Genomic DNA, 15,555 nt, shown 5'->3' with positions numbered 1-15,555 from the left:
GCTAATTAATTTGATCTGGATTCACTAAATAGATAATTGTATTATATTTTAGTTTGGCTCTGTTTCTTCTAGCGGCTTTGCCTGTTGCCTTAGCTCCTGATTGAATTCCTTTATCTGCGAGTCCGAATAGTAATTCATTTATTGTACTGGTAGAATTGCTATTATCCACTGAAATAGAAGTACCTCCTGTAGATAAGTCTCCACCTAATGATTTTGTGAACTCGGTAAATTTTGAAGCAGGTACATAAAAACCTTCAATGCCATCTATATCATAAATCACCAGCTCAACAGGAAGAATTTCATTATTCACTAAGATCGATTCTACAGTTGCATAGACTCGCTGAGCACCAAAAGATTTTACATTCGCATAGATATAAGCACCTTTTTCAAGTAAATATCCTCCCACATTAATATCATCCATTATCCGAATTCTTAACCTACTGCCATCTACTACTTTGAGGTCTTCATCCAAAATCGCCTTTATGTACATTTCATCGTAATCATTTCTGATGGTATTAAAAAACTGTGTGTTTGTAGTGAAAGATTTACTCACATCTACCCTTTTTGCCTTTGCTTCTTCTTGCTGTTTTAACAAAGCTTCCAATGCTTCTCTTTTAATTCTCTCTTCTTCTTCAGCCGCTTTTTGCTCTGGTGTTTTAGTCAGGCTATCGAGCATCAACATTTGCTGTCTAAAAAGTCGCATTTCCCTCTCTTCATCAGTTTCTTGATGAGCATTTTTTGACTTTCGATTGCTGGGATTTGGCTTTGCATTAGGTGGCTTATTCAATTTAGATCTTCTCTCAATCTCCTCAACAAAGCCCATTTTATCACCCTTAATTATCTCGTTGTTGATGCTATCAATCAAGAGTTTTTCTTCCAGTGTATACTTACTTTCCTCATCCAGTAATTCAGTCTCGTCCTGCTCTAACTCTCTCATGGCTGTATAATCTTCACTATATTTATACGCCTCCTTCACAGACTCGAATTTATTTTTCAATCCATGTTTGTCAAGATTAGGAGAAGGGATTGAAGGATTGATATTGTTGGTTTCAGTCACTTCATTTTCAACACTGGCTTCTACTGAAGGGAAAGAATCTAGTACTACCCAATTAATCAAAACTAAAAATGGTAATATGATTATGGGCAAGATGTATCTCGGAGCTTTTAAATCAATCTTTTTCATAATTCATCATTTGATTTAATTTTTCATTGAGTTGCAGCATAAAAAGACTATCCTCTTTCGTTAATTTATCTTTCTTCATAATCGCATTTAATTTTGCTTCCATCTCTCTTATCTCCTGAAAGTCTTGAAAACTTGGTGCATTGAACATTGCTGATGAATCAGGCTCAGGAATGCTATCCATCATCTCTTCTACAAACTCCATTCGAGTGGTATCTTCTTTTATCATAGCCCTTTTGATAAAGATAAACCCAACACCTATCACTAAAATAGCCAGCATAATTAGTACAGTTCGTTTAGGGTTTTTCTGGAAGTACTCATCCAGTTTATGAAAGCTTTGTGCTCTCCAATTGCTTAGGCTAAAAAGATTTTTTCTTAACATCACTGATATCTTTATTTAAGACAGTTTTCCAATTGGTGATAAGCACTCCATGTGGATTGTTTTCACTTCGCATCACATCCTTAAATCCTCCAGTTGTAACAAGCTCTCTGGTAAGAATTCGAGTATCTCTTTCAATTCGTTGAACACCATAATACCGGAAAGTATGCTTATCCATATCAATTTCAATTGAATCGGTTTTGATGGATAGTGAAGCAGAACTTGAAAGAATGGCATTGTAATACCCTTTTTCTTTAAGGTTGTTATATTCCGTTAAACCAGACTTATCAATCAAGTACATGGATTTGTTGATGTTATTCTTCATGAATTCATCATCTGGAGGTAAGGTAAAAAAGAGCATATGGTATAAATTGATATGGCTCTTATACTCCACCATTCTGTTTACATCTTGCCCTGTTTGTTGTACCAGAACAGGAATTCCATTATCGAGAATGTATATATTCTTTCTGCTATCGCTTACCATACTGTAAGCAAAACTCATTACAAACCCCACGATTACCACCGAAGCAGCAATACTGGTTAATGAGGTAATGAGACTTACCTTAATTTTTGTTTCAATATTTTTTAAAAGCATGTTGTTAAAATTTACTTGATTGAATTCATTCCTTGCGCACCTCTAAATACGGTACTTACTGCATTGCCAATTCCAGAAGTACTTACTATCCAAGTGCTGATTACGGGTATGCTAAGCATTGCCAAGGCACCAATTATGAGAGAAACCAAATAGAAATTTGCTGAACCATCATTACTACTGATGTAAAAGAAAAAGGCGGCTTCATCTTTTAATACAAAATCCAATAGAACCAATTCTTTCTCTAGACCATACCTAATCAATAATAGAGAAAGGGACATTACTATATAGCCTATACCACTATACAAAGAGACTGAAATATACCTACTCATCCATGTTAAGTAGGCATCTCTAAATCCTGGTAAGATGCTGAATGCAAATGAAAATGGACCGAGTATAATAAGGATAGCGGCAAAAATAACTTGAAGAAAAAATATCAAATAAGAGCAAGCTTGAAAAATGGAGACCACTATAAATTCTAATGATTCTACCACTACCCATCTTAACTTAGAAAGTAAAATGATGTAGTATCCTTTTATCTCATCAAAGATTTTCCCGAAGTCTACACCTGTCCAAGCAAGCCAATCATCATCATCTGAGTTATCAAACTGTTCTAGTTCTGCACTATCTTCTATTAGCTTTCTGGCAATCTCTGCCATTTTGGTTCTTCTTTCTAATTGAATGGCATCTATCTCATCAATTCTATCAGTTACCAATGCTTTAGATTTATCAGTAATAATTTCAGCAGGGAAATTCATGATAGTAATAAAACTTGGCCAGAAGATAATCACTAGAGTAAGTGCAAAAGGTCTAAGTAAAGACACCAGTTCTAGTCTTTTATCTCCGGCAATCATACCATAGCTTTTTAATCCGAAATAGAGCAACATGAATATGGCACACAAAGCTTGAGCATCATTTAAGAAAATAGAAGTTTCCGTAACTAACCTATTAAATAGCCCTTCTATCAATAGCAGAATCTCCCTGTCTATAATCTCTCTCATTATTCTATAACTATCGTGGTGAATTTATTTTTTGTCTTGTAGAGATTGTTCGTTTTATGCATTACAGTTATTAAAGTTTCGTAATCTTTTTGAATCTGTATCATGGCTTCTTGGCTTTCACCTGGTTCAATATTTCCACTTCTTACAGCTTCCAAATAGTTATCTAACATCAGCTTTTCATCTATAAATTGCTGTCTATCCAAAGTACTTACTCCTAAATCATATCCTTGAAATTTTAAAGTATTATAGCGTTTTGTAAGCCTATCGAATATGGCTTTAAAGTGGAGGTGGTAATGTTTTTCTGCTATGATGTTCGCTTGCTCAGCTAGTTTATATTCACTCACTTCAGTAGTGCTTTCTAGTTGATTCTCTGCTTTAATTCTATTCTTTTCCAAATAAAGCATAGTGGGATAAAGCTGTAAAATATTCCTTCTGTCTTCTCCTTTTCTGTATTTGTTATGGAGCAAAATATAATACCACTTGGGTTTAAACTTTCCCCAACGAGTAATTACCTCTCTTTCTACCTGATACCTCGTGTTCTTATCTTGGACTTGCACCTGACTATAAACAAACTGTATGATTACTAAATACAATGCTAGCAATGTTATTAAGGTCTTTTTCATAGTTGAAAATCGTTAAGAATGTCTTTAATAATTTGTACATCTCGATTTGGGTAATCAATACCAAAAGGATTCACTGCCTTTACAACTCCTACTCTTGCGGCAAACCTCATTCTTCTATTGACACCATAAGCTATTCCTCTAATTACTCTTAGCTCTTTAATCACATGTCGGATTAATTCTATTCTTTGCTTACTACTGATTAGATTTTCATCTCCGCCTTTCAAAGCATTTTGGTAGATGTAAGTCATCAAATTTGCAGTTCGGTCTATTAGAGCTGATTGAGCTTTATAGGCAACTACCAAAAGCGCTGGATTCTCTTTGGCATAATCGACCATTTGTAATTGATACTCACCAATGTCTTTCACCAACTTAGCTGCACTAATCACATTTTGCCCACTCTTTACCTCTTCAGCTACATTGAATTTACTCTGATACATTCGATCCTTCACCTCATGAATGATTCCTGTTTTGATGGCAATGTTCTGTTGGTATTCTTTAATGTCATCTGTATCCTCTCTCATAGGTTTTAAAGCTGACATGGTCGTTACATTGTTCGTGGCTATTGCCGCACCTAGCTTATAATCTACTACCATTGTCACATAACCTTGAGCATAAGTTTGATAAGCAAAAAACAACAAAATGAAAGTGAGTTTTTTAAGTCGATCCATCTTACAAATCATTTAGAATATCATTCACTATAGCTAAATCCTGATCTGGATATTTTAGATGAAAAGGATTGAGATATTCAAGTACACCAGTCCTAGAAGCCATTCTCATTTTTCTACTCACTCCATAAGCTAAACCTCTCATAATTCTTAGCTCATTTACCACATGTTCAATAATTTCCTGCCTCTGCTTATTATCCAATAAGTTTATTTCACCTCCAATAAGTGCATTCGTGTATACATAAGTGAACAGATCAGCAGTTCTATCAACCAGTGCTTTTTCTGCATTGTAGGCTACAGCCAATAAAGCGGGATTATCTCTGGCATAGTTGATCATCTCTCCTTGATACTTGCCAATGTCTTTAGAGATTTTTGTAGCATACACAATGTCTTTGGCATCCTTAACAACAGCAGTAACATTTTTTAAGCGAGTATGCATTTTCTCTTCGATCTCTTTAATCTCTGCCATTTTCTCAGAAATGTAAGTCTGAGCTGCAAAGATTTGCCCTTCATTCTTTTTAATCTTTTTGAGTTCAGCTTGTTGTGCTTTATGTTGTGTCACTAATTGACTCATCACAAAAGGATCCCACACAATTGCTGATTGTGCTCTAAGCCCAATAGCTAATAGCATAGCCAAGAGACTCAATAAAATAGTCTTTTTCATGGTAATATTATTATGCGATTAAAAATCTGGAATTGACTTCGTCCACAAAGTCTGATAAGCTCAATTTTGATTGCTTTAAGTCATTCACGAAACTCTCTAAGCCTTGCATAAAGCCACCTTTTTCTTTTACATAGCTTTGTACTGCTTCTTTCTCTTTTCGCTCAGTTGTAAAAGTGAGATACTCATACATCGAAACTTCTACACCATACACCTCACCAGTTGCACCACGTTTTATATACACTTCTTTAAATCTTCCTCTACCCTGCTTATTATTCAGGTTGTTGATTGTGAATATTTTCTTTCGCTCAATCTCATTTAAAGAAAGTAGCTTGGACACTTGAGAGTAATTGTCTTTAAACTTGGTTTGATCAAGTAAACAAATGGTATCTGAGTTATTAATAATGCTGTCTTTCACTATCGAATTAGAAATAATATCATCTAACTCTTGTGTAACTACGGTGGTTTCTCCCCAAAACTTTCTCACTGTTTTGTATAGATAAAGAATGTATCCTGCCATCATGGGAGAAGCAATTGCCTTCCAAGCTTCTTCTATAATTAAAGCCTTCCTGTTTTTCTTGTGCCTCATCTTTTGCAGAAACACGTCCATTATAATAATTGTGGTAATAGGGAATAAAACCTTGTGCTCTTTAATGGCATCTATTTCGAATACAATTAAACTCTCATCAAACAAACTCGCGTCTACATCATCATTTAAAATAGTATCAAACTGACCTCCTTTATAAAATCGTTTAAGCACAAAACTGTATTCTTTTAGATCAAATTTGACTCCTTCTTTATCTATAATTTCTTTGATCTTGATAACAGAATAATCATAGAAATTATTAAAACACAACTGACTTGAATCTGGGTTAGTTTGACTAAAAAACTCAGTAAAATAACTCTCAACAACTGTATATAGAATAGTATCTTCTATTTGATTCAAATTGGCTGCTGCTCCTTTCCAAATCAATCCGATTAAGCTTTTTACAAACTCCCGTTTCTCCTCATTGTATTCTTTAATTGAAATACGAAAAGGATTCATGGTGATGGGGTTGTTTTCTTCGTAGGTGATATACTTACCACCATAATAAGCACATAAACCCGAATAACTGTGTCCTGTATCTACCAAAACCACATCCATATTATGTAGAAAGTATTGCCTAACCAGATGATTCATAAAAAAACTTTTTCCACTACCAGATGGGCCTAATACAAACTTATTCCGATTGTTGATTCGATTGGTTTGAATGGGTAAATCTGAAGTATCAACTGCCACTGGAATGCCTTGTCGATCTGAGAAGAATATCTGAAATTTAGATTTCTCATCGGTTAACAGCCTCTCTTTAAAAAAAAAACATATTGCTGCATCACTGGTCGTAAGATACTTATCATACACTTTTAGCTCACTGGTGTTACCAGGCAAACAAGTTCTAAATAATTCTAGCTGATTGTAAGCATTTTTAGAAGGTGTAACACCTGCATTAAACAAAGCGCTTTCAATAAAATTGGTGATGGTATTAGTATTTTCGGGATGGCATTTCACAGCAATATTGAAATGAGAATAGACCAATAATTGCCCGTTTTTGGCAACATCTGCCATTAGACCAGAAATGTCTGCTACTGAAACATCATTAGCCGGATCTGGCATAGACTCATGCCTTTGTTTCTTTCTATTCAGTTTACTCAACTCACCCTGTTGGTCTGGAATTGAAACTACCTGATTGTAAACAATCGTTTCAAATTCTGGAATATCGTGCAAAAAGCCCATTAAATCCACTGGAAAAGAAAAACCTAGATCATTTACATTTTTATAAGGTTTGGCTGAAGTCGGCAAATTCACTTCATCTACATCCACTAAGCTTACGCTCTTAACCACACTATCTCCAAAGTAAATTTCTTTCTCTGTTCCTCTTATGTTATTGAAAGAGAATTTTGCATCTACAAAGTTGAAGGAGATCATTCGTTTGATGTAGTTCTTTAATTCTTTTTCATCCAGTATTTTTGGTTGTAGGTGATTCGCATTGAGAATATCAAACACCTTTTCTACATTGAGGTTGAATGTCTCAAACTCATGGTAATTGAACTTGTAAAAAGATGTGCGTTTTACATTCTTGGTGATGATCAAGTTTGTGGTAATGTGATTGAACTCTCTACCAGTAAAATTCTCATTGTATTTGTTAGACAAAAAATCATCTGATGGCTTACCTACAAACTGCTGCTTGGTAATAATATCTTGCTTTTGAATGGTAAATCCTGCTCCCAATATTTTAATAATATTGCTATAGATTGAATGGAAATTATAATAAGCTTCCATATCAGCCGCATATTGGAGTATCGGATTTATACAATTGATAATTACTGAATAATCGCCGTTTTTCGTATATACTGTGCTATATTTTACAGTATCGATGCCGATGTAAGGAGACTTAAATTGTTCTTTTTTTAACATGTCTGTAGTAGTGGTTGGGTACAATAAAAATTCCAACATCTTTTCGCTTAGCATGCAACCCTTTCTTTTGCATAATGCCTGTGTACACTAAACCTCCACCCATTACAAAAGTGCAAGTGAGTATACCATACCAAAGGTTTAAGATGGAAGCTGCCAACATGGTTAGGATGAGGCCAAAAAGAATTGAACCTACTCCCCAATAGATAAACTTACCTTTAAACGATTTGAAAACAAGAGGCTTTTGCAGCCCCTTGTACAAATTAAATGCTCTTCCTTCTTCCAACATCACACACCAAAAAATGCTTTTATTACAATACCAACTACTACCAGAAAGAGACATGATCCAAACCAGCCCATAATTGATTTCTGCACATCCTGATCACCAGAGTTCCACTTGATATAAACCCTTACACCACCAATTAAACCAACCACTGCACCTATAATCAATATCATATTTGCAACTGGGTCTATATAAGTTTTCAGTTCTGATGATGCAGCCTCAATACCTGCCGCTCCTTGGGCTACTACTTTCTGCATGGCTACTATTAGTAGCATAAGCGAAGCAGTTAGTTTAGATTTAATTTGTTTCATGATTAATGGAGTTAAAAAAATTAAGTGTATTGAATGTTATTAGATGCACTTTCGGCATTTGCCTTAGCCCTTTTTAAAAAATCGGCTATGGGAATTCCTTCACTTTCTGGTGGATCGTTTAAAGTAATTTCAGTATTCTTTACATCTGGTTTGCTAGCTTCCTTTTCCTCTGGCTGCACATCTTGAGACTCAGAGCTTGGAAGAAAAATGTCGGATTCATTATGTACATCCACTGTTTGCGTTTCATCTTCGTCTAACAGGTCTATATCATAATGAACTGTATCATCTCTTACCCTTTCTTTACTAGTTGTAAAAAGCAGGTCTTTTAAAAAATTAAGTAGGTACCAAACAATGTATATAATGATAATACTACTTATAAATAATGACCATCTCATGATGCAATAATTGCCATGAAACAGGTGGTATTCAATACAACTTTAGGTGGATTTTTCTACTACTTTGGGAGTATTTGGGGGGATTCCACTTTTGTTGATATCATTAAATTGTTCATTTAAGGAATCGATTGAAATATCATTTATCGAGTTCATTTTTCTTTCTCTCAAAAAAGAATATTTCTTATTAAGTGAAGTCTTTCTTATTTCCATTTCTTCCTGCATAATATTATTCCAAACTCTAATAATACCTTTTCCTTCACCCGTATACATATGGTTTTCTTGGCAATTTGCAAAAAACTTTTTGTTGCTATCAGCTTTACAACTACACAGCATAATTATAAAAATCAAAGCTTTGCATAAATTTCTTTTTTTAATACTTACCATTATTATTTCTTTTTAGCTCGGCTTCAACATTTAATACTCTCCCATTAATTCTATCCTAAGTCGAGTAAGAATATCTCCAAATAGATTTTTTCCATTCCATGTTTCACGAGTTTGTCCTCTAGCGTCATTTTCAGATAATCCTATTCCCCAAAGTTTATCTCTAGGATCACTTAATACAATCGTTTTACCCTTAGTCCCAAATAATAGCTGTTTTAATTCCTTATTTTGTTTAAATTTCTGCTTGTTTGAAAATCTTAATTGATTACCTAAGCCCATATTATGCCATGTAATCCTATTATAATTACTTATTCTCCTCCCCATTTTGTAAGCTTTTTGAGGATCACTGGTCTTGATAATTTGCATTTGTAGGCTTTTATCTAAAAACAAACCAGCTTTTTTATACATGATGTATTGAACAACAGAGTTAAACTCTTTATTTTCAGCTATAAAAGAAGACCTATAGAAGGTAGAAAAGGATGAAGATACAGATGAAAAAAAGTAAAATACTTCATTGGGATTCATATATTTTATCCATTTCATTACTGTTGCTGACACACCAATAGATTCACCTTTATAAAATGCTTGTTTATGCCTTTCTAAATATTCATACTCTGCTTCTAAACTCATTTCTTCATTCCACCTCGTGGCTCCCCATTTGAGAATAGATAACTGCTTCTTTTCTTTTTCAGCCTGAGTCATATTAGCCTCCTTTTCTCTTGCATCCGTTCTTTGTTTTTCTGATTTATAATTGACATATTGTATAGATTGTTGAGAAGTCATTTTTCTAAATATCTCACGCCATTCCGGAGACTGTTCTTCCTCCATTTTTATTAGTGTTTCTAAAATTTTATTTGTAAAAACTTCTGGCAAATCTTCATATTTTAAATTTTCCATATCTAATTAAAACTTCTTAGTGGTGTTCCTGTTTCTTAAAAGGTAACTTCTATCTAAGGGTTATTTTCTGCATTCACCTCCTAAAATATTGGATTACATTCATTATTTAGTTTTACCTCTAGAGTATCACTGTAAATTATATTTTCTTCTTCAGGTATATTAAATCCAGGTAATATAGTAAATTTTGAATCATATACTTTATAACCTATTATTTCCATTTTTCAATATGATAATCTTGAATCAATCTTACTTCTACAAGTACATCAAGTATAGAACCAATTAATTTCATTCTTATACTAGCAAAACCATCTTTATTATTTACAGAAAAATTGGTCTCTAACAGATTTTAAGAAGAGGCAGTTCTTAGTACAAGTATCCCTTATTATAGCGTTTTTATCATGAAAACTCTAATAAATCCTTTTCACTCACTTTAGGACATTTATACTTTAAACTTCTTATTTTTTCTACAAATTTTTTTGGCAATTCCAGGTTATGTTCCTTTAAAAAATGTACTGTCCATACTCCCCAAAGCCATTCTCCATCTGTATAATGTGAACATGGTGCCACATAATCATCACATTTCGAACAATGAAAAGGACTTGAAATGGAAATAGTCATTGTTCCAGACTCTAAATAACTAACAATTGATTCTATATCTTGATAAAGTACCTTATCATGTAAGAGTTCAGCTTTTATCTCATTTTCATTTCTTAATATTAAATGAGAAATGTCAATTATTTTTTTCATAATTCAATAAACCTATTTTGTTTTAAACAAAAGTCTCTCAAAATTCAAATATATCTATTCCTTAAATATTTAATTGATTAGTCCAATTATCAAAGATACCATTGTCATAACCTATTGTTCAAGTCATTATCTATTTCATAATATTGCTATTACTTGAGATACTTCATTTTTCAACAATAAGAAGGGCGTACAACACCAAAGTCATCGTAATCTAATGCTATATTGTTAATAATATCTCTCCAGAATGGTGGTGTTTCAAAAAGGCAAATTTTCGTCATGATCATGATTAATTTTATTAAAGTATTTATTAATTCCGAAATGGTCATCAATTCTACCCTGAGCAATTTCTGAAAATTTTTCTGATATAAAACCTGTATTTAGTATAACCATAATCAAAAATGTATGACTGAAATTAATTGCTTTTTTACTTTTTTCATTTTTTTTGTTCTCAAAATAGATAACATCCCCATCAAAAGTTTGATTAACAGTGATATATTCATAATCACATTCATAGTTAATCACTTCTATAATATAGGCCGTTAGAAAAATATAGGTGTCTTTAATTAAAAGAGTGTTTGTACAGAATTTAGATAACTCTTTTTCAATAATTTTAAGACTTAGCAAGTTAAATTCTATATTTTGTTTTTCAATCTTTAATAACCTTAAAATTCTGGGTATTTCAAAATCAAAAAGAAATTGTTTTCTAGTTTTTGTACTAGTAACCCATGTTGGAATAGGATAAAATTCACCACTTTTACATTCATCTAACAATTGCTTTGCATTAATTTTTATTTTATTAATTATGCTTGTCTTAACCAATAAATACTCTTCCAAATTTTTTACTAAATACACATTTTCTTCCTCATTTAAGTGAATGTAGTATTCATGCTCAATAATGTATATATATTTATTTTCATTGAAGTTATCAATATTTTCTATAGATATTGCATCTATAACTGTTTCTGATCCACAATATATTTTCATGACTTAATCCAATTCGAGGTTAGTAATTATATCCAAATATTCGGGTTCTACATCTTCATTTTTTAATTCACTCTAATAAATTTCTAATAGTTATCTATGTTTAAAATTATTGTATTGATAATGGTTAATCCCATAAATTTATCGCCATATCATTGTCTCAAAAACTGCTTTCCATTTTCTTGATTAACTGATACTTGCTTTTCACTTCTGCTTTGTTGTACAAATTGGCAACATGTTTCTTTACAGTTGCGTCGGCAATACAGAGTTTATCTGCAATGGTTTTATAAGTTTTACCAGAGATAATATCCTTGGCTATTTCTTTCTCTCGGGCTGTAAATCCGAACTTTTCGCAATTATCATTAAAGTTATTTTCTTTTATCTCTCTCCAATCAAGCTTTTCATTATCTGCCTTATTGTTAGAGTTTATACTCTTGTAAACTTGGTTGATTAGCGCATTTCTTTGTTTATCGAAAGTATTGAGAATAGACTTTATTTTTTGATTCACCTCATCTATTTTAAAGGGTTTCTCGATATAGTCTATCGCTCCCATTTTAAGCCCATTCAACTTCGTATTTTCATCTGATTTAGCAGTAAGAAAAATAAAGGGGATATGTCTATATCGTTTTGCACCTGCTACATATTTATATAACTCGTAGCCATCAATAACATCCATCATAATATCAGAGATGATTAAATCAACTGAAATGTTAGTATCCAGTTTTTCAAGTGCCATAGCACCATTAGTAGCCACATACACATTATAAAACTCAGAAAGCTTATTACTCATAAAATTTAGCAATTCCAGATTATCCTCTACTATCAAAATACTTGGTCGGTCATCATCATAGACTATATCTTTTACTTCAGGCTTGTCAACATCTACTGAGATGATGTTTTTTGTTGGACTAGCAGCATGATACTCCCCACCCTGAAAACTATGCCGATAAAAACAGATTGAAAAAGTAGCCCCTTCACCTTGTTCACTTTCAACTTTTATTTCACCATCTACACTTTTAACTATCTGTTTTACAATTGATAGCCCCATGCCCATACCTTCATTATTTCTTTTTCTGGTATTTAGCTGAAAATAAGGTTTAAAAATATTTTTGAGATCGTATCTTCTTATACCTATCCCATGATCTTTTACAGAAAAAATCACTTCGTGGTTTTCTGCTTTTAGTAACACTTCAATTTCACTATCTTCATAAGAGTACCTAATTGCATTTTCTATCAAATTGTTAATCACTCTTTGGAATGCACTCGGATCAATGGAAATGAATAGTTCATCTTCTATACAATCTAATATTTTAATCCCTTTCTTAGCAGCCATTGGTAGAAATAACTCAATCGTACTATTTAGAATTTCTGTGGCACTAGAAACTTGTTGATGGTTGTAGACATCTATTCCTTTATTGAATTTCTCCAAGTCAAAGAAATTAATAACATCTCTAGCAATCTTTTTGATGTTTTTCTTCATTACATCAAACTCTTTACTGGTTCCATATTTAGCCTCATATTGTTCCATATAAATTAATGCTAAAGTAAGCGGAGACTTTAACTCATGAGCCAAGTTTATTAAAGTATTCGTTTTCTGATCGAGTGTCTTTCTTAGCTCCTCTGTCTTTTCTTTTACCATTAATTTCAATTCTTCATTGCTTTTTTCTAGAAACTCCTTGTGTTCTCTATATTCCTTTTTTGAGGTGTAAATGCTTGTTCTCACATAAGAGAAAGACATAATTAAAAAGCCGATATTTGTAAGAGAATGTTCAAGCACTTGAGAACCTTTAATATAAGTAACTACAGGCATAGACATCCAGAATACCATACTGATGTAAACTGTAATTAAACTTTCTTTAAAGTAATTTCTATCTTCAATATTTTCCACTTCAGCATACCTTCCCTTAAAAGCCTTGCCTGCAAAAATGATAAATGCCACTCCATAGAAAAACGGAACAATTACTACCAGTTTATTAAACAACTCGAAGTTGCCAGTAATAGAATAAGGAATTGCAAAGAGCAATATATACGGTAAACCTATAAAGTAAAAAGCTCCTTTAGTGGCTATGAACTTCATGCTTTCTAATTGAAAGTATTTATATACATAATAGGCAAAGAAGATGCTCATTACCACACCTGTTAAATAAGAAATTACATATTGAAAGATAACTGGCAGAAAGAATCGCTCATCTGGAAACAAGCTACCAGCGAGATTATAGCATATTAAAAGTATGAGTAGTATTAAATACCATTTCCGCTTATTGTCAGATGGTCGCTGTAAATAATGGATTGAGATATAGAACAATATCACCACCTCAATGGAGGTGATGATAAATGTCACTATATGCATTTCGGTGTTAAAAACCTGCATAGCTGTGAAACTTAGATAGTGAAATAGTAAGTTTATATATTATTACGATTGATGTATGAACATCTAATTTTATGATTCCTCTAACCTTAACAAATAGAGATTATGATCAAATTGTAATTCCTTGTAGACAACAAAGTTGTTCTTCTCATACCAAGGAACATTGTCTTTCATAGAGGTTTCTAGCAGAACTGGCAAAGTCAGTTGTTTTGCTTTTTTTCTAACTTCTTCTAGTAGTTTTGTACCCAAGCCATCTCCCTGTTGGTCTGGATTTACGCCAATATACCACAAATAAATATAATCTTGGTAAGGGTAGTTGTCTTTAATTGCACTTTGTCGGTTTAAAACCTTTTTCACATTTTTAACTCCAAAGCAATTGAACAAGGCATCTATATCCCATAAGATTGATTTTATCGTAGTTTTTGCTTTTGCAGAATACTGTAGTAAAACACATGCAGAATTTGAGTCGTTTATCCAGACTTCTCCAAATTCGAGGCATACGTTAAAGGAGTATTCCATTAAGTTTCTGATGTACTTCAGTTTGTTATTTTGCGATTTGATAACATAGTTAACACTGACATTGTCTTCGAATGAGTTTGTAAGAATATCCAAAACAACATCTTTGTCTTTTTTAGTAGCTAGTCTCATGGATTCAAAAATTTATTCTTCACTTGTTTTTTATTAATTATTTCTGATATTTCATTAATATTCTCTCTGATAAATTGCTCTAATAAGTAACTAATAAACGTACCAATTTTTAGTTGAGACGAAGATTTTAGCTTTTTAAATACTTCGTGAATCTCTCTATCAATATATACTGCTTCTGTTAGTGAAAACTCCTGTTTGTTTGATGCTAATATTTGCTTTAAAAGCACTTCTGTTGAAGTATTTATTCCAGCAGCTTTAATGCTTTTCTTTTCTTCAATCTCTTCTTTTATCTCTACTTCTTGTACTTGCCTTTCTCCATTTTTAAGCCTGTTAGCCAAATCTTTAATGTCAACTTTCTTCTTCATATTTTACTTGCATGTAGTTGTTGTAAATAAAATCGTAAGCCTTTAAAGCTTGGGGTTTCACATCGGTTGGAATGCTAAAAGTATCTACTCGTTGAAAAGCTACCCTATCAGAAATTTCTGGAGCAATTTTTCCAAAAGCACTCAACTCTCTATTGCTTTGCTCTTTGGTAATATAGTTTACCCCGGCTTTTAATCTATTAGGAAGAAAAACCACTGGCACTTTAGGATTCAAATGCTTTACTACCTGTGCAAAAACATGTGTTGCTCTAAAAGTTTTCTTATCATAAGAAAAAGGTGTAATTATCAAATCTGCCTGTTCGATCACTGGAACCAGATTATCATCATCTATCTTTCCTGGTAAGTCTATCACTACTGGTATATCTACGTCTTTTAATTTGTTCATCACATCTGTTGAATTTGCCAAGTCTACATCCACCACTTCGTACAAACTATCATTATCAAAAAGATCACGGTCTTCATCCCAAGTACTTTTAATCGTACTTTGAAAATCCATATCAATCACTAGAATGCTTTTCCCTTTTTCAAGACTCAGATAATTAGAGAAGAGAATACAGTGGGTTGTCTTCCCTGCTCCCCCTTTTTGATTTGCCACAACAATTTTCATAACT

Annotated in this window: 19 protein-coding genes; all 19 read right to left on the bottom strand. The window is 32.8% G+C overall.

Features of this window, described 5'->3' with window-relative positions:
- Position 1: 1 nt before the first annotated feature.
- The 19 genes from traM to OQ292_RS39140 all read right to left on the bottom strand — a co-directional run bounded on the left by traM (position 2) and on the right by OQ292_RS39140 (position 15,551).
- Positions 2-1,183, bottom strand: a complete 1,182-nt coding sequence (gene traM / locus OQ292_RS39230) for a conjugative transposon protein TraM (protein WP_284689721.1) — start codon at positions 1,181-1,183, stop codon at positions 2-4.
- Positions 1,170-1,562, bottom strand: coding sequence for a hypothetical protein (locus tag OQ292_RS39225; RefSeq protein WP_284689720.1), 393 nt, complete (start codon positions 1,560-1,562; stop codon positions 1,170-1,172). Before OQ292_RS39225 ends, traM begins: the two co-directional genes overlap by 14 nt.
- A complete protein-coding gene (gene traK / locus OQ292_RS39220; protein WP_284689719.1) occupies positions 1,540-2,154 on the bottom strand; it encodes a conjugative transposon protein TraK in 615 nt (204 codons plus the stop codon). Before traK ends, OQ292_RS39225 begins: the two co-directional genes overlap by 23 nt.
- Before the next feature lie 11 nt (positions 2,155-2,165).
- Entirely contained in the window at positions 2,166-3,152 is a 987-nt protein-coding gene (locus OQ292_RS39215; protein WP_284689718.1) for a TraJ family protein, read from the bottom strand.
- Entirely contained in the window at positions 3,152-3,775 is a 624-nt protein-coding gene (locus tag OQ292_RS39210; RefSeq protein ID WP_284689717.1) for a hypothetical protein, read from the bottom strand. Before OQ292_RS39210 ends, OQ292_RS39215 begins: the two co-directional genes overlap by 1 nt.
- Entirely contained in the window at positions 3,772-4,443 is a 672-nt protein-coding gene (locus OQ292_RS39205) for a hypothetical protein (RefSeq protein ID WP_284689716.1), read from the bottom strand. Before OQ292_RS39205 ends, OQ292_RS39210 begins: the two co-directional genes overlap by 4 nt.
- 1 nt (position 4,444) lies before the next feature.
- Complete coding sequence (locus OQ292_RS39200; protein ID WP_284689715.1) at positions 4,445-5,104, bottom strand: plasmid transfer protein; 660 nt, start codon at positions 5,102-5,104, stop codon at positions 4,445-4,447.
- Between the two features lie 10 nt (positions 5,105-5,114).
- Positions 5,115-7,553 carry a TraG family conjugative transposon ATPase gene (locus OQ292_RS39195; protein ID WP_284689714.1) on the bottom strand — a complete coding sequence of 813 codons (2,439 nt, stop codon included), beginning with the start codon at positions 7,551-7,553 and terminating at the stop codon, positions 5,115-5,117.
- Positions 7,531-7,842: a DUF4133 domain-containing protein gene (locus tag OQ292_RS39190; protein ID WP_431733818.1), complete on the bottom strand. Its 312-nt coding sequence runs from the start codon at positions 7,840-7,842 to the stop codon at positions 7,531-7,533. The genes OQ292_RS39195 and OQ292_RS39190 overlap by 23 nt, the downstream gene beginning before the upstream one ends.
- Positions 7,839-8,144, bottom strand: coding sequence for a DUF4134 domain-containing protein (locus OQ292_RS39185; RefSeq protein ID WP_284689713.1), 306 nt, complete (start codon positions 8,142-8,144; stop codon positions 7,839-7,841). Before OQ292_RS39185 ends, OQ292_RS39190 begins: the two co-directional genes overlap by 4 nt.
- 20 nt (positions 8,145-8,164) lie before the next feature.
- Entirely contained in the window at positions 8,165-8,539 is a 375-nt protein-coding gene (locus OQ292_RS39180; RefSeq protein WP_284689712.1) for a hypothetical protein, read from the bottom strand.
- A 42-nt stretch (positions 8,540-8,581) separates the two neighbouring features.
- Positions 8,582-8,923, bottom strand: a complete 342-nt coding sequence (locus OQ292_RS39175) for a hypothetical protein (RefSeq protein ID WP_284689711.1) — start codon at positions 8,921-8,923, stop codon at positions 8,582-8,584.
- A 30-nt stretch (positions 8,924-8,953) separates the two neighbouring features.
- Positions 8,954-9,817 (bottom strand): riboflavin biosynthesis intermediates N-glycosidase, encoded by an 864-nt coding sequence (gene ybiA / locus OQ292_RS39170; RefSeq protein ID WP_284689710.1) that lies wholly within the window; start codon positions 9,815-9,817, stop codon positions 8,954-8,956.
- Between the two features lie 396 nt (positions 9,818-10,213).
- Complete coding sequence (locus tag OQ292_RS39165; protein WP_284689709.1) at positions 10,214-10,564, bottom strand: hypothetical protein; 351 nt, start codon at positions 10,562-10,564, stop codon at positions 10,214-10,216.
- Positions 10,565-10,819: 255 nt separating this feature from the next.
- Complete coding sequence (locus OQ292_RS39160) at positions 10,820-11,548, bottom strand: hypothetical protein (RefSeq protein WP_284689708.1); 729 nt, start codon at positions 11,546-11,548, stop codon at positions 10,820-10,822.
- Positions 11,549-11,705: 157 nt separating this feature from the next.
- Positions 11,706-13,916 (bottom strand): ATP-binding protein, encoded by a 2,211-nt coding sequence (locus OQ292_RS39155; protein WP_284689707.1) that lies wholly within the window; start codon positions 13,914-13,916, stop codon positions 11,706-11,708.
- Positions 13,917-13,985: 69 nt separating this feature from the next.
- Positions 13,986-14,561 carry a GNAT family N-acetyltransferase gene (locus tag OQ292_RS39150; RefSeq protein WP_284689706.1) on the bottom strand — a complete coding sequence of 192 codons (576 nt, stop codon included), beginning with the start codon at positions 14,559-14,561 and terminating at the stop codon, positions 13,986-13,988.
- Positions 14,558-14,926, bottom strand: a complete 369-nt coding sequence (locus OQ292_RS39145; protein ID WP_284689705.1) for a hypothetical protein — start codon at positions 14,924-14,926, stop codon at positions 14,558-14,560. Before OQ292_RS39145 ends, OQ292_RS39150 begins: the two co-directional genes overlap by 4 nt.
- Positions 14,910-15,551, bottom strand: a complete 642-nt coding sequence (locus OQ292_RS39140; RefSeq protein WP_284689704.1) for a ParA family protein — start codon at positions 15,549-15,551, stop codon at positions 14,910-14,912. The genes OQ292_RS39145 and OQ292_RS39140 overlap by 17 nt, the downstream gene beginning before the upstream one ends.
- Positions 15,552-15,555 lie beyond the last annotated feature (4 nt).

Source organism: Chondrinema litorale (assembly GCF_026250525.1).
In the GTDB taxonomy this organism is placed as follows: domain Bacteria; phylum Bacteroidota; class Bacteroidia; order Cytophagales; family Flammeovirgaceae; genus Chondrinema; species Chondrinema litorale.
The sequence above is the reverse complement of the archived record's forward strand: the minus strand, read 5'-3'. Positions and strand labels throughout refer to the sequence as shown.

What these genes read in the sequence shown, in the direction of transcription:
- traM (WP_284689721.1), bottom strand. Translation starts at nt 1,183, where the DNA reads ATGAAAAAGATTGATTTAAAAGCTCCGAGATACATCTTGCCCATAATC.
- OQ292_RS39225 (WP_284689720.1), bottom strand. Translation starts at nt 1,562, where the DNA reads ATGTTAAGAAAAAATCTTTTTAGCCTAAGCAATTGGAGAGCACAAAGC.
- traK (WP_284689719.1), bottom strand. Translation starts at nt 2,154, where the DNA reads ATGCTTTTAAAAAATATTGAAACAAAAATTAAGGTAAGTCTCATTACC.
- OQ292_RS39215 (WP_284689718.1), bottom strand. Translation starts at nt 3,152, where the DNA reads ATGAGAGAGATTATAGACAGGGAGATTCTGCTATTGATAGAAGGGCTA.
- OQ292_RS39210 (WP_284689717.1), bottom strand. Translation starts at nt 3,775, where the DNA reads ATGAAAAAGACCTTAATAACATTGCTAGCATTGTATTTAGTAATCATA.
- OQ292_RS39205 (WP_284689716.1), bottom strand. Translation starts at nt 4,443, where the DNA reads ATGGATCGACTTAAAAAACTCACTTTCATTTTGTTGTTTTTTGCTTAT.
- OQ292_RS39200 (WP_284689715.1), bottom strand. Translation starts at nt 5,104, where the DNA reads ATGAAAAAGACTATTTTATTGAGTCTCTTGGCTATGCTATTAGCTATT.
- OQ292_RS39195 (WP_284689714.1), bottom strand. Translation starts at nt 7,553, where the DNA reads ATGTTAAAAAAAGAACAATTTAAGTCTCCTTACATCGGCATCGATACT.
- OQ292_RS39185 (WP_284689713.1), bottom strand. Translation starts at nt 8,144, where the DNA reads ATGAAACAAATTAAATCTAAACTAACTGCTTCGCTTATGCTACTAATA.
- OQ292_RS39180 (WP_284689712.1), bottom strand. Translation starts at nt 8,539, where the DNA reads ATGAGATGGTCATTATTTATAAGTAGTATTATCATTATATACATTGTT.
- OQ292_RS39175 (WP_284689711.1), bottom strand. Translation starts at nt 8,923, where the DNA reads ATGGTAAGTATTAAAAAAAGAAATTTATGCAAAGCTTTGATTTTTATA.
- ybiA (WP_284689710.1), bottom strand. Translation starts at nt 9,817, where the DNA reads ATGGAAAATTTAAAATATGAAGATTTGCCAGAAGTTTTTACAAATAAA.
- OQ292_RS39165 (WP_284689709.1), bottom strand. Translation starts at nt 10,564, where the DNA reads ATGAAAAAAATAATTGACATTTCTCATTTAATATTAAGAAATGAAAAT.
- OQ292_RS39160 (WP_284689708.1), bottom strand. Translation starts at nt 11,548, where the DNA reads ATGAAAATATATTGTGGATCAGAAACAGTTATAGATGCAATATCTATA.
- OQ292_RS39155 (WP_284689707.1), bottom strand. Translation starts at nt 13,916, where the DNA reads ATGCAGGTTTTTAACACCGAAATGCATATAGTGACATTTATCATCACC.
- OQ292_RS39150 (WP_284689706.1), bottom strand. Translation starts at nt 14,561, where the DNA reads ATGAGACTAGCTACTAAAAAAGACAAAGATGTTGTTTTGGATATTCTT.
- OQ292_RS39145 (WP_284689705.1), bottom strand. Translation starts at nt 14,926, where the DNA reads ATGAAGAAGAAAGTTGACATTAAAGATTTGGCTAACAGGCTTAAAAAT.
- OQ292_RS39140 (WP_284689704.1), bottom strand. Translation starts at nt 15,551, where the DNA reads ATGAAAATTGTTGTGGCAAATCAAAAAGGGGGAGCAGGGAAGACAACC.